Source organism: Klebsiella grimontii, assembly GCF_042137965.1.
Lineage (GTDB): Bacteria > Pseudomonadota > Gammaproteobacteria > Enterobacterales > Enterobacteriaceae > Klebsiella > Klebsiella grimontii.
In genome coordinates, this window is the sequence record NZ_CP169721.1 from 2,227,361 (window position 1) to 2,239,348 (window position 11,988).

14 protein-coding genes are annotated in these 11,988 nt (G+C 57.6%); 9 read left to right on the plus strand and 5 right to left on the minus strand.

The window, feature by feature from the left end; genetic code table 11:
• Positions 1 to 98 precede the first annotated feature (98 nt).
• Both ispE and lolB read right to left on the minus strand, forming a co-directional pair.
• On the minus strand, positions 99 to 947 hold the full coding sequence (gene ispE / locus ACE3MN_RS10560) for a 4-(cytidine 5'-diphospho)-2-C-methyl-D-erythritol kinase (protein ID WP_162685334.1): 849 nt from the start codon (positions 945 to 947) through the stop codon (positions 99 to 101).
• Complete coding sequence (gene lolB / locus ACE3MN_RS10565) at positions 947 to 1,558, minus strand: lipoprotein insertase outer membrane protein LolB (protein ID WP_004133358.1); 612 nt, start codon at positions 1,556 to 1,558, stop codon at positions 947 to 949. The genes ispE and lolB overlap by 1 nt, the downstream gene beginning before the upstream one ends.
• Before the next feature lie 273 nt (positions 1,559 to 1,831).
• Here lolB and hemA point away from each other — a divergent pair, with 273 nt between their 5' ends.
• The 6 genes from hemA to kdsA are packed head-to-tail and all read left to right on the plus strand — an operon-like array spanning position 1,832 to position 7,152.
• Positions 1,832 to 3,088 carry a glutamyl-tRNA reductase gene (hemA, locus tag ACE3MN_RS10570; RefSeq protein WP_375364357.1) on the plus strand — a complete coding sequence of 419 codons (1,257 nt, stop codon included), beginning with the start codon at positions 1,832 to 1,834 and terminating at the stop codon, positions 3,086 to 3,088.
• A gap of 43 nt (positions 3,089 to 3,131) precedes the next feature.
• The gene (prfA, locus tag ACE3MN_RS10575) at positions 3,132 to 4,214 is read left to right on the plus strand and encodes a peptide chain release factor 1 (RefSeq protein ID WP_004133359.1); all 1,083 of its coding nucleotides are present in this window, start codon (positions 3,132 to 3,134) and stop codon (positions 4,212 to 4,214) included.
• A complete protein-coding gene (gene prmC / locus ACE3MN_RS10580) occupies positions 4,214 to 5,053 on the plus strand; it encodes a peptide chain release factor N(5)-glutamine methyltransferase (RefSeq protein WP_049130988.1) in 840 nt (279 codons plus the stop codon). Before prfA ends, prmC begins: the two co-directional genes overlap by 1 nt.
• A complete protein-coding gene (gene sirB2, locus ACE3MN_RS10585) occupies positions 5,050 to 5,442 on the plus strand; it encodes an invasion regulator SirB2 (RefSeq protein ID WP_154954955.1) in 393 nt (130 codons plus the stop codon). The genes prmC and sirB2 overlap by 4 nt, the downstream gene beginning before the upstream one ends.
• Positions 5,443 to 5,445: 3 nt before the next feature.
• A complete protein-coding gene (gene sirB1 / locus ACE3MN_RS10590) occupies positions 5,446 to 6,258 on the plus strand; it encodes an invasion regulator SirB1 (protein WP_024357862.1) in 813 nt (270 codons plus the stop codon).
• A gap of 39 nt (positions 6,259 to 6,297) precedes the next feature.
• Positions 6,298 to 7,152 (plus strand): 3-deoxy-8-phosphooctulonate synthase, encoded by an 855-nt coding sequence (gene kdsA, locus ACE3MN_RS10595; RefSeq protein ID WP_004851877.1) that lies wholly within the window; start codon positions 6,298 to 6,300, stop codon positions 7,150 to 7,152.
• Between the two features lie 89 nt (positions 7,153 to 7,241).
• Here the strand turns inward: kdsA and chaA are convergent, their stop codons facing one another.
• Positions 7,242 to 8,342, minus strand: a complete 1,101-nt coding sequence (gene chaA, locus ACE3MN_RS10600) for a sodium-potassium/proton antiporter ChaA (RefSeq protein ID WP_024357863.1) — start codon at positions 8,340 to 8,342, stop codon at positions 7,242 to 7,244.
• A 265-nt stretch (positions 8,343 to 8,607) separates the two neighbouring features.
• Between chaA and chaB the strand changes: the two genes are divergently transcribed.
• Both chaB and ACE3MN_RS10610 read left to right on the plus strand, forming a co-directional pair.
• Positions 8,608 to 8,838, plus strand: a complete 231-nt coding sequence (gene chaB / locus ACE3MN_RS10605; RefSeq protein ID WP_004133373.1) for a putative cation transport regulator ChaB — start codon at positions 8,608 to 8,610, stop codon at positions 8,836 to 8,838.
• A gap of 150 nt (positions 8,839 to 8,988) precedes the next feature.
• Positions 8,989 to 9,669, plus strand: a complete 681-nt coding sequence (locus ACE3MN_RS10610; protein WP_142476359.1) for a gamma-glutamylcyclotransferase — start codon at positions 8,989 to 8,991, stop codon at positions 9,667 to 9,669.
• A 35-nt stretch (positions 9,670 to 9,704) separates the two neighbouring features.
• On the opposite strand, the gene ACE3MN_RS10615 is transcribed toward ACE3MN_RS10610, so the two are convergent.
• Positions 9,705 to 9,947 (minus strand): DUF1883 domain-containing protein, encoded by a 243-nt coding sequence (locus tag ACE3MN_RS10615; protein ID WP_002910387.1) that lies wholly within the window; start codon positions 9,945 to 9,947, stop codon positions 9,705 to 9,707.
• Between the two features lie 238 nt (positions 9,948 to 10,185).
• Positions 10,186 to 10,539, minus strand: a complete 354-nt coding sequence (locus ACE3MN_RS10620) for a DsrE/DsrF/TusD sulfur relay family protein (RefSeq protein WP_014229754.1) — start codon at positions 10,537 to 10,539, stop codon at positions 10,186 to 10,188.
• Between the two features lie 68 nt (positions 10,540 to 10,607).
• On the opposite strand from ACE3MN_RS10620, the gene nasR reads away from it, so the two are divergent.
• On the plus strand, positions 10,608 to 11,798 hold the full coding sequence (gene nasR, locus ACE3MN_RS10625) for a nitrate regulatory protein NasR (RefSeq protein ID WP_004133379.1): 1,191 nt from the start codon (positions 10,608 to 10,610) through the stop codon (positions 11,796 to 11,798).
• Positions 11,799 to 11,988 lie beyond the last annotated feature (190 nt).

An 11,988-nucleotide genomic window follows, 5' to 3' on the forward strand; every position in this document is an offset into this window, starting at 1 on the left:
ATTAAAGAGCCCGATGCAACGTCTGGAACAGGGTGACGTTGTCACCGTAACTCAGTTTCCCCGGCGTTTTCGCCAAATTTGCAATAATTTAGCAGAACTTAGCGCAGCGCCTGCTTGAGCGGAGAGATGTTAACACCTCGCGCCACGAAGCCATGCAGCCATGCCGGGGCTTTTTCAAGCACCTGACGAGCGGCGGATTCAGTGTCAAATTCAGCAAATACACATGCACCGGTGCCAGTCAGGCGCGACGGCGCATATTCTAACAGCCAGGAAAGCGCCGCATCAACCTCACGAAAACGTTTTCTTGCGATAACCTCGCAATCATTGCCGAATTTACATTTTAATAACGTATTAATTGACCTGGCCGGGGTATCGCGCGGCAGTTGCGGATCGCGAAAAATGATCGGCGTTGGAATGCTGACCCCCGGATGCGCCACCAGATACCATTTTTCCTCCGGTTCGACCGGGGTCAGAATTTCCCCGATGCCTTCGGCAAAGGCCGCATGGCCGCGAACGAACACCGGCACGTCGGCGCCCAGCTGCAGACCCAAAGCCGCCAGCTCATCTTCCGAGAGATTACAGCCCCATAAATGGTTCAGCGCCACCAGAACGGTCGCGGCGTTGGACGAGCCGCCGCCGAGGCCGCCGCCCATCGGCAGCACTTTGTTGATGCTGATATCGGCGCCGCTGCCCGCAGGAAGCGTCCCGGCCTGCGCTGCGGCCTGCATTAATAGCCTGGCCGCGCGGATGATCAGGTTCTCTTCATCCGGCACGCCGTCAACCGGCGTCAGCAGACGCAGCTGGCCGTCGTCGCGCGGCTCAATCGTCAGCGTGTCGCCATAATCCAGAAACTGAAACAGCGTTTGCAGCGTGTGGTAACCGTCGGCGCGCCGCCCGGTAATGTACAAAAACAGGTTCAGCTTTGCGGGAGAGGGCCAGCGGGTCATCATTTCACAATCCAGTTATCCATTTTCAGCTTGATGCGCTGGCTTCCGTCGTTAAGCTCCATATTGGCCGGCAGCGACGGTTTGGTGTCGGAGGTGTAGCCGCCCCAGGTGACATGCCAGGTCTTGCCGTTTTGCGTGTAGTTCAGTTCGCGCAGGCGGTACTGGTCATCAAGCGAGTAGTCGGTGGCGTCGCCAGGCAGGCCAATAATCCACTGGCGCAGGCTATTGAGCGGAATCGGCATACCGGTCAGACGGCCAATCATCTCTTCGGCATCGGTCGCCGTGTAGGTCTGTCCTTTATTGTCAATCAGCTGCACGTTGCCCGGCTGGGCGGTTAACGACAGCTCGGTGCTGCCGAGCGGGTTAGTCAGCAGCAGGCGATAGCGGTCCTGGCCGGTTTGCTGCCAGAAGAAGCGGGCATACACCTTTTGCTCATCCGAGAGATAAGCGAAAGCGCCGCGCGTCTGGAACTGATTAAGATTGCGGACATCTTGCTGGTGCTGACGCCACTGCGGTGAATCCGGGCTTTTACCCGGCCCTTTCGGAGCATTAATCGCACAGGCGGTCAGAACGAGGCTTGCCAGCGGCAACAGGCGGAACAGTCGATTCATAATGATGACAAATCCTTGATGTCTACAGTGAAATGCGGCAAATGAGAGTAACAGCTGGCCGATTTGTGTAGCGGGTTACAATAATAACCATTAATGCTAGCGTTGCCGGGCGGTAGCGTCTACGTTCAAGTTGTCTGAAATCAAAAAATTACCGTTAATGGCTATTACAGATTAGCTATTACTCCAAAAGGGGAGCCTCTCTTTTATTGATTACGCGCATCCTGTATGATGCCTGCAGACTAACCTTAGCAACGCTGGTACTACTCCCTCACAATGACGCTTTTAGCTCTTGGCATTAACCACAAAACAGCTCCTGTAGCGCTGCGAGAACGCGTAACGTTTTCGCCGGATACGCTCGACCAGGTGCTGGAGAGCTTGCTGGCCCAGCCAATGGTGCAGGGCGGGGTGGTGCTGTCGACCTGTAACCGCACGGAACTCTACCTCAGCGTCGAAGAGCAGGATAACCTTCAGGAAGTTCTTATCCGCTGGCTGTGCGATTACCACGGCTTAAATGAAGACGACCTGCGCAAAAGCCTCTACTGGCATCAGGACAACGATGCGGTCAGCCATCTGATGCGCGTCGCCAGCGGTCTTGATTCGCTGGTGCTGGGCGAGCCGCAGATCCTCGGGCAGGTGAAAAAAGCCTTTGCTGATTCCAGTCGCGGACATCTGAACGTCAGCGAGCTGGAGCGCATGTTCCAGAAGTCGTTCTCGGTGGCCAAACGCGTGCGTACCGAAACCGATATCGGCGCCAGCGCGGTCTCCGTGGCGTTTGCCGCCTGTACTCTGGCGCGACAAATCTTTGAATCGCTCTCCAGCGTTACCGTGCTGCTGGTCGGCGCCGGTGAAACCATTGAGCTGGTGGCCCGCCATCTGCGCGAGCATAAGGTGCGCAAAATGGTGATTGCCAACCGCACCCGCGAGCGCGCTCAGGCGTTGGCCGATGAAGTCGGCGCGGAGGTGATCGCCCTGAGCGACATCGATGAGCGGCTTAAAGAAGCGGATATCATTATTAGTTCTACCGCCAGCCCGCTGCCGATTATTGGTAAAGGGATGGTGGAGCGCGCGCTGAAGGCGCGCCGCAACCAGCCGATGCTGCTGGTCGATATCGCCGTTCCGCGCGATGTCGAACCGGAGGTTGGCAAACTGGCGAACGCCTATCTCTACAGCGTGGACGATCTGCAAAACATCATTCAGCACAACCTGGCGCAGCGTAAAGCCGCGGCGGTGCAGGCGGAAACCATTGTTGAGCAGGAAGCCAGCGAATTTATGGCCTGGCTGCGCGCCCAGAGCGCCAGCGAGACTATCCGCGAATATCGCTCCCAGGCCGATCAGGTCCGCGAGGAGCTGACGGCTAAAGCGCTGGCGGCGCTCAATCAGGGCGGCGATGCGCAGGAAATCATGCAGGATCTGGCACGCAAGCTGACTAACCGCCTGATCCACTCGCCAACCAAATCTCTTCAGCAGGCCGCCCGTGACGGGGATGATGAACGCCTGCATATTCTGCGCAACAGCCTCGGGCTGGAATAGCGCACCTTTCTCTCTTTTTTTAGGACAGGGTGAATTCACGCCTATGAAGCCTTCTATTGTTGCCAAACTGGAAGCCCTTTACGAACGCCATGAGGAAGTTCAGGCGCTACTCGGCGATGCCGCGACCATCGCCGATCAGGATAAGTTTCGCGCGTTATCCCGCGAATACGCGCAGCTGAGCGACGTCGCCCGCTGCTACACCGACTGGCGCCAGCTGCAGGATGATATCGAAGCCGCGCAGATGATGCTCGATGACCCGGAAATGCGCGAAATGGCGCAGGAAGAGCTGCGCGAAGCGAAAGAGAAGGGCGAACAGATGGAGCAGCAGCTGCAGGTTCTGCTGTTGCCCAAAGACCCGGACGACGAGCGTAACGCGTTTGTTGAAGTTCGCGCCGGCACCGGCGGCGATGAAGCGGCGCTGTTCGCGGGCGATCTGTTCCGTATGTACAGCCGTTACGCGGAATCACGCCGCTGGCGCGTGGAAATCATGAGCGCCAACGAAGGCGAACACGGCGGCTTTAAAGAAGTGATCGCCAAAATCAGCGGCGACGGCGTCTATGGGCGACTGAAGTTCGAATCCGGCGGCCATCGCGTGCAGCGCGTACCGGCCACCGAATCCCAGGGGCGTATCCATACCTCCGCCTGCACCGTGGCGGTGATGCCGGAGCTGCCGGAAGCCGAAATGCCGGATATCAGCCCGAGCGATCTGCGCATCGATACCTTCCGCTCCTCCGGCGCGGGCGGTCAGCACGTCAACACCACCGATTCGGCGATCCGTATTACCCACTTGCCGACCGGTATCGTCGTCGAGTGTCAGGACGAACGCTCCCAGCACAAAAACAAAGCGAAAGCGTTGTCGGTGCTTGGCGCGCGCATCCGCGCCGCGGAAGTGTCCCGGCGCCAGCAGGCGGAAGCCTCCGAGCGCCGTAATCTGCTGGGTAGCGGCGATCGCAGCGATCGCAACCGCACCTATAACTATCCGCAGGGCCGCGTGACCGATCATCGCATCAACCTGACGCTTTATCGTCTGGACGAAGCGATGGAAGGCAAACTGGATATGCTGATTGAGCCGATCGTTCAGGAATATCAGGCCGATCAGCTGGCCGCCCTTTCCGAGCAGGAATGATGACTTTTCAGCAGTGGCTGACCCAGGCCATCGCCCGCCTGAGCCAAAGTGAAAGCCCGCGCCGGGATGCCGAAATCCTGCTGGGCCACGTGACCGGCAGGGCGCGGACCTATATCCTCGCCTTTGGCGAAACGGCGCTGACCGCGGCGCAGGCCGCCGAGCTGGAAACGCTGCTGAGCCGTCGCGCCCGGGGCGAACCGGTGGCTCACCTGGTGGGCCAGCGCGAATTCTGGTCGCTGCCGCTGTTCGTCTCTCCCGCGACGCTGATCCCGCGTCCGGATACCGAGTGCCTGGTTGAACAGGCGCTGGCGCGCTTATCCGATGAGCCGTGTCGCATTCTCGATCTCGGCACCGGCACCGGCGCGATCGCCCTGGCGCTGGCCAGCGAACGCCCGGACTGCCGCGTCACCGCCGTCGATGTGATGCCCGATGCGGTCGCGCTGGCCGCGCGTAACGTTGAGCATCTCGCGATCCCTAACGTCAGCGTACTGCAAAGCGACTGGTTTAGCGCGCTCGCCGGACAGCAGTTCGACATCATCGTCAGCAATCCGCCCTATATCGACGAAACCGACCCGCATCTGGCGCAGGGCGATGTCCGCTTTGAGCCGAAAACTGCGCTGGTCGCCGCCGATGGCGGTCTGGCCGATCTGGCGCATATCATCCGCGAAGGCCGCCGCTATCTGGCTGCCGGCGGCGTGATGTTGCTGGAACACGGCTGGACGCAGGGCCAGGCGGTGCGGGAACTCTTTCGCGAGGCGGGTTATGGCAATATTGCCACCTGCCGCGATTATGGAGACAACGAGCGCCTGACGCTCGGGCATTATCAGGGAGAGGTATGAATCTGTTTAACGCGGTACTGTATTTGCATATCGCCTGCGTGGTGGTCTCGGTCAGCCTGTTCGTGCTGCGCTACTGGTGGAGCTGGAGCGGGAACCGCCTGCTCGACCAGCGCTGGGTCCGCATTGCGCCGCACTGTAGCGATACGCTGCTGTTTCTCAGCGGCGCTGGATTAATGGCAATAACGCACTATCTGCCGTTTACCGAAGAGGGTACATGGCTGACTGAGAAGCTGTTTGGCGTTATCATTTATATCGTATTGGGATTTATCGCGCTGGGCCGTCGTCGCTCGCGCAGTCAGCAGAGCCGGTTTGTCGCCTTTCTGCTGGCCCTGGTGGTGTTGTTTATCATTATTCAACTCGCCATCACAAGAATACCGTTATTGGGGTAAGGCATGAGGTCGTTAGCTGATTTCGAATTTAATAAAGCGCCGTTATGTGACGGCATGGTCCTCATTTCTGAATTAATCCGCGACGATTTTCCGACGCACTATGTGCAGGATGAGCTGGAGCGGCTGCTGGCCCTGGCGCAGGAGGAGATTGCCTCTTCCTGGGACCAGGAGCGCCAGATAGAGCGTCTGCTGGAGCTGTTCTATCACGACTGGGGCTTCAGCGATTCGCGCGGCGTTTACCGTCTGTCCGATGTGCTCTGGCTTGATAAGGTTCTCAACAACCGCCAGGGCAGCGCGGTGTCGTTAGGCGCAATCCTGCTGTGGATCGCACAGCGTCTGGCGCTGCCGGTGGTACCGGTTATTTTCCCGACCCAGATGCTGCTGCGCGCCGATCCGCAAGAGAGCGAAGAGATGTGGCTCATTAATCCGTTTAACGGCGAAACGCTGAACGAGCATACGCTGGAAGTGTGGCTGAAGGGCAATATTAGCCCGGTCGCCGAGCTGTTTAACGAAGATCTCGACGAAGCCGACAACGCGGAAGTGATCCGCAAGCTGCTCGACACGCTCAAATCGGCGCTGATGGAAGAGCGGCAGATGGAGCTGGCGTTACGCACCAGCGAGGCGCTGCTGCAGTTCAACCCGGAAGATCCGTACGAAATTCGCGATCGCGGGCTGATATACGCCCAGCTCGATTGCGATCACGTGGCGCTGCAGGACCTCAGTTACTTCGTTGAACAGTGCCCGGAGGATCCCATCAGCGAGATGATCCGCGCGCAGATCAACACCATTTCGCATAAACAAATTACATTGCATTAGTCTGAAACCATTCCGGTTACACCCTGATAAGGCGAACTTATGAAACAAAAAGTGGTTAGCATTGGTGATATCAACGTAGCAAACGACCTGCCATTCGTGCTGTTTGGTGGCATGAACGTGCTGGAATCCCGCGATCTGGCGATGCGTATATGCGAACACTACGTGACCGTCACGCAGAAGCTGGGCATTCCTTATGTGTTTAAAGCCTCTTTTGATAAAGCTAACCGTTCTTCCATCCACTCCTATCGCGGGCCGGGGCTGGAAGAAGGGATGAAGATTTTCCAGGAGCTGAAGCAGACGTTCGGCGTGAAAATCATCACCGACGTTCACGAAGCCAGCCAGGCTCAGCCGGTGGCTGATGTGGTTGACGTTATTCAACTGCCAGCGTTCCTCGCCCGCCAGACCGACCTGGTTGAAGCGATGGCGAAAACCGGCGCGGTGATCAACGTGAAAAAACCGCAGTTTGTGAGCCCGGGCCAGATGGGCAATATCGTCGATAAGTTCATCGAAGGCGGCAATGACAAAGTCATTCTTTGCGATCGCGGCGCGAACTTCGGCTACGACAACCTGGTGGTCGACATGCTGGGCTTCGGGGTGATGAAAAAAGCCTCCAATAACTCACCGGTTATCTTCGACGTTACCCACGCTCTGCAGTGCCGCGACCCGTTTGGCGCCGCGTCCGGCGGACGCCGCGCGCAGGTTGCCGAACTGGCGCGCGCCGGGATGGCGGTAGGCATCGCGGGCCTGTTTATTGAAGCGCACCCGGATCCGGAACATGCGAAATGCGACGGTCCATCCGCGCTGCCGCTGGATAAACTGGAGCCGTTCCTCAAGCAGATGAAAGCCATCGACGATCTGGTTAAAGGCTTCGATGAGCTGGATACCAGCAAGTAATCGCGCCTGAAATGACAAAAGCCTGCCCGTTGCAAAACCGGCAGGCTTTTTTTATCTCCCCGGCAGAGGTAGAGGCCGCCGGGGGAGGCTCAGGCAAAAATGGTCATCAGGTAGGCGGCGAACAGCGCCAGGTGCGCCGCGCCGTTCAGCACGTTGGTGCGTCCGGTAGAGAACGAAATCTGGCACAGCAGCAGGGAGGCAACCATCACCACCATTTCCGGTGCCCCAAGGCCAAAGCGTAGTTCGTTACCGGTGAGGAAGGCGATAAGCGTTACCACCGGCACCGTCAGAGAAATGGTGGCCAGCACGGAGCCGAAGAACAGGTTCATCGCCCGCTGGACCTGATTGTTCAGCACCGCTTTCAGCGCGCCAAGGCCTTCCGGAGAGAGGATCAGCAGCGCGACCAGGAAGCCGGTAAAGGCCACGGGGGCGTTCATGCTGGTCAGCAACGTCTCAAGCGGATTGGCGTTCATTTTGGTTACGGCGATCACCGCAACCAGGTGTACCAGCAGCCAGGCGGTGTGCCACTTGCTGCTATGCGCCGACGGTTTGCCGTGGTGCGGGTCATCGTCGTCGCCATCATCTTCATGCTCGTAAACAAACAGGCTCTGGTGCGTTTTCGTTTGAATCAGCAGGAATACGCCGTACATGGCGGCGGAAATCAGCGCAACCAGCAGCGCCTGGCCGGTGGTGAAGTTAGCCCCGGGCAGCGCCATCGGGAAGACCAGGACGATAATCGCCAGCGGAAAAAGGGCGATCAGGTACTGTTTAAGGCCGAACAGATTCATATACTGGGTGGCGAATTTGCGCCCGCCCAGCAGTAAAGAAAAACCCACCAGCCCGCCGGTGACAATCATGATGATTGAATAAAGCGTATCGCGCATTAGGGTCGGCGCGGCATCGCCGGTGGCCATTAATGCGGAAATCAGGCTGACTTCGAGAATAACCACTGAAAGGCTTAAAATTAATGAACCATAGGGTTCGCCAAGGCGGTGCGCCAGAACGTCGGCGTGGCGAACAACGCTGAACGCGCTGCTCAGAATCCCGACCAGCGCCAGGATATTAATGGCAACGACCACTGGCAGTGACTGGCTGCTTCCCCAGAAAAACAGCACCGCCAGCGCCAGAACCGGAAAGGCGAGGGAGGTCTCCTTGTGGCGGGTCTTCACCGCCTCATGTGCATCGGTCATGAATTATCTCCAGGTATGCAGGTGTTATAATTATAGATATTGTAAGTTAATAAAATAACAGACATTGCGGGGACTATTTTGTTTTTTTACTTAAATTTACCACTCTGACTCTGTAAAAGTGGTAGATTGGCATAAACTGCGGTTACTATTTTTTTGTATTTATTATTCAGATAATTACTAAAACATCTTTCTCATTTATCTCTCGCCTTGCCAGCCGGCTGATCCTCTACCAGACTCACTATTCACCCTTAAACCGGAGGTTGCCATGCCCTATAGCAACAAAAGTGAATTGCCCGACAGCGTTCAGCACGTTCTGCCCGCGCATGCTCAGGAGATTTACAAAGAAGCCTTTAATAGCGCCTGGGAACAGTATAAGCATAAAGAAGACCGACGCGACGACGCCAGCCGTGAAGAGACCGCGCACAAAGTCGCCTGGGCGGCGGTGAAAAATGAGTACCAAAAAGGCGATGATGATAAGTGGCATAAGAAGAAGTAATCGCTTTTGCTACGACATGTGCTGCCTGAGCCCTTGCCCGCGGCTCGTTCATTGCTTATTGTCAAATAAAGCTGGATAATAATTCGGCAATACTTCACGGATGGCACCAGATCATCGCCGGGAAGCGGGCAGTGGCGGAGGTAGTAGAAAGTGTTAACGCGTGATTTCTTACTGAATGCGGATTGTAAAACAGCGTTTGGCGCTATTGAGGAATCGCTTCTTTGGTCGGCAGAGCAGCGGGCAGCCTCTTTAGCGGCGACCCTGGCCTGTCGTCCGGACGATGGCTCGGTGTGGATCTTTGGCTACGGTTCGCTGATGTGGAACCCGGCGCTGGAGTATCGTGAATCCTGTACCGGTACCCTACCGGGCTGGCACCGCGCGTTTTGCCTGCGGCTCACCGCCGGGCGAGGTAGCGCAACTCAGCCTGGCCGTATGCTGGCGTTAAAAGAGGGCGGGCGTACCACCGGCGTCGCCTATCGTCTGCCTGATGAAACCCTGGAAGAAGAGCTGACCCTGCTGTGGAAGCGGGAGATGATCACCGGCTGCTACCTGCCGACCTGGTGCAAGCTGGATCTGGACGATGGCCGCACCGTCAACGCATTAGTTTTTATTATGGATCCGCGTCATCCGCTGTTCGAGGCGGACACCAGCGCGCAGGTCATTGCGCCGCTGATAGCGCGCGCCAGCGGGCCGCTTGGCACCAACGCTCAGTATCTGTTCTCGCTCGATCAGGAGCTGCGGAAGCTCGGTATGCACGATGCCTGCCTCGACGATTTAGTCGGCAAGGTGCGTCATCTGATGGGGGAAAGTAGCCAGCCCGGGCTGGCTTAAGAGTACATCGCCCGGGTTTCCCCGGGCGTTTGCTATCAGGCGGGAACGTAGCTTATTGAATGCTCCAGCGACTGGCTATGGCTGTCGATAAGAACGTTCCAGGTGCCGCTGTAAGGCACGGTCAGATACGCGCTATCTCTGTCCTGTACGCTCAGAATATCCGCATGACTATCGCCAGGCACTTTGGCGCTCATCAGGTGAATGTGGCAGCGTTCGGAACAACGCACCACCAACGTATCACCGCCAAACAACGTTAAACTTGCTTTTACCATTGCCATTTAATCTTAACCCCGTTTCTGTCTACAGCATCCTGCCAGCCCATTAACCCGCGTGATATTGTTCACACTTTGCTCTGTGCATAACACCAAAGGGGAGGGAGGCAGATGCTGATTTTGATCAAAAAAAAGAATAAAGATTAAACAAAAATGACGTTGTTCCTGAAAGCTTTCAGCTGGCATTGTTTTCGGTCACCAAACGCCGCCAGCTTGATATTTAATCCCGTTGAACGGGAGATATTTAGAAGGTCAGAACTTTATCCGCCGCCAGCGTCCACTGCGCCAGCTCGACGAGGGTACCAATCTCCACGCCGTCAATCAGCGGCAGCGCGCCGATCCCCCGGCCATCGGCGCAGGTTTTACACAGCTTCACCGGCACGTTTTGCGCGGTGAGGATCTCCAGCATCTGCTGAATGTTGTAGCCTTCCGCAGGCTTCTGGCCGCGCAGGCCGGCGGTCACCGCATCGGACATTAAAAACAGCTTCAGTTCGAGGTCCGACTGCTGCTCGCGCAGGGCGATCGCCAGACGCAGGCTATTAAACAGGGATTCGCTGCCGTAGGCGGCACCGTTCGCGATAATCACAATACGTTGCATAAGGACTCCTTCTATAAGGCACGGTTATTGCTTGGCTGAAGTATAAAGCGTTAAGCCGGGAGAGGGGTATGAATAATATGGCGGGCAATACGCCTGAGGTGGTCGACTGGTTTGCGCGCGCGCGTCGCTTACAGAAGCAGCAGCTGCACCAACTGGCGCAGCAGGGGACGCTGGCAGGCCAGATAAGCGCGTTGGTACATATGCTGCAGTGCGAGCGTGGCGCGTCAAATATCTGGCTGTGCTCGGGCGGCAGACTGTATGCGGCGGAGTGCCGGGCGGGCGCGGCGCTGGTCGATGAGCAGCTCACGCGGTTTTATGCGGCGCTGGAGCCCGCGCGCGACGCCGCCAGTAGCGCGCTATGCTGGCGCATTGCCTGCGCGGTGTGGTATCTGCCCCAGCTTGCGGCGCTGCGTAAACGCGTGCGCGACCGGGAGATTGCCGCCGAAGAGGCCACCGGGCAGTTTAGCCGCATTATCCGCCACTTGTTGAATATCGTACCGCAGCTCAACGACAGCATCGACGATCCGCAAATCGCCGGCCGCATGGTTGCGCTTTACAGCTTTATGCAGGGAAAAGAGCTGGCCGGACAGGAGCGCGCGCTGGGCGCGCTGGGCTTTGCCCGCGGGCAGTTCAGCGATGAGCTGCGTCAGCAGCTGGTGGACCGCATTGACGGCCAGCAGCCCTGTTTCGACAGTTTTCAGGCCTTGGCCCAACCGCCGCAAACCGCCCTGTTCGCTGAACAGTGCCAGGCCAGCCTGGAGATTGAACAGCTACGACGGGTTGCCTGCACCCGTCAGCCGCCGGCGGACGAGGGAGAAACGGCGCTGCGCTGGTTTTGCGCTCAGACTCAGCGCCTCGAGCAGCTGCGCGGCGTGGAAGAACTGCTGATCGTTGATCTGCTTAACGCTGCGGACGCGCTGCTCGAGGGCGAAGAGCCGGAGGCTCAGCTACCGCCCGCTGACTGGCAGGAGGACAGTATAGCCCTGCGGCTGGATAAGCAGCTGTTGCCGCTGGTGCGCCAGCAGGCCCATGAGCTACAGCAGCTCTCCGGCCAGCTTGCGTCATTAAAAGATGCGCTTGAAGAGCGCAAGCTGATTGAAAAGGCCAAAAGCGTGCTGATGACCTACCAGGGAATGCAGGAGGAGCAGGCCTGGCAGGCGCTGCGTAAAATGGCGATGGACAAGAATCAGCGCATGGTTGAGATAGCCCGCGCGCTGCTGACGGTAAAGGCTCTATGGCGCGTAACCCCAAAGGAGTAGATGCACAATCAGCGGGCATTTATTGCCAGCCGACGGTGCATTTTTCGCTTTAAACGCGCCCGGGTAGTGAGCCAAAGCGCGTGAAATGGCCTTCGGAAAAACTGGCATTAGCTTTGCATTAGATAAAATGAGTGAATAAAAGGTTTTGGGCAGCGCGCCAATGGCGGCGCGTATGTCCAGGGATAAAGGC

Bases quoted from the DNA above. Each gene is read 5' to 3' on its own strand.
- sirB2 (WP_154954955.1), top strand. From the start codon at position 5,050: ATGAATCTGTTTAACGCGGTACTGTATTTGCATATCGCCTGCGTGGTG.
- chaA (WP_024357863.1), bottom strand. From the start codon at position 8,342: ATGACCGATGCACATGAGGCGGTGAAGACCCGCCACAAGGAGACCTCC.
- ACE3MN_RS10615 (WP_002910387.1), bottom strand. From the start codon at position 9,947: ATGGCAATGGTAAAAGCAAGTTTAACGTTGTTTGGCGGTGATACGTTG.
- lolB (WP_004133358.1), bottom strand. From the start codon at position 1,558: ATGAATCGACTGTTCCGCCTGTTGCCGCTGGCAAGCCTCGTTCTGACC.
- ispE (WP_162685334.1), bottom strand. From the start codon at position 947: ATGACCCGCTGGCCCTCTCCCGCAAAGCTGAACCTGTTTTTGTACATT.
- hemA (WP_375364357.1), top strand. From the start codon at position 1,832: ATGACGCTTTTAGCTCTTGGCATTAACCACAAAACAGCTCCTGTAGCG.
- nasR (WP_004133379.1), top strand. From the start codon at position 10,608: ATGAATAATATGGCGGGCAATACGCCTGAGGTGGTCGACTGGTTTGCG.
- sirB1 (WP_024357862.1), top strand. From the start codon at position 5,446: ATGAGGTCGTTAGCTGATTTCGAATTTAATAAAGCGCCGTTATGTGAC.
- prmC (WP_049130988.1), top strand. From the start codon at position 4,214: ATGACTTTTCAGCAGTGGCTGACCCAGGCCATCGCCCGCCTGAGCCAA.
- chaB (WP_004133373.1), top strand. From the start codon at position 8,608: ATGCCCTATAGCAACAAAAGTGAATTGCCCGACAGCGTTCAGCACGTT.
- kdsA (WP_004851877.1), top strand. From the start codon at position 6,298: ATGAAACAAAAAGTGGTTAGCATTGGTGATATCAACGTAGCAAACGAC.
- ACE3MN_RS10620 (WP_014229754.1), bottom strand. From the start codon at position 10,539: ATGCAACGTATTGTGATTATCGCGAACGGTGCCGCCTACGGCAGCGAA.
- prfA (WP_004133359.1), top strand. From the start codon at position 3,132: ATGAAGCCTTCTATTGTTGCCAAACTGGAAGCCCTTTACGAACGCCAT.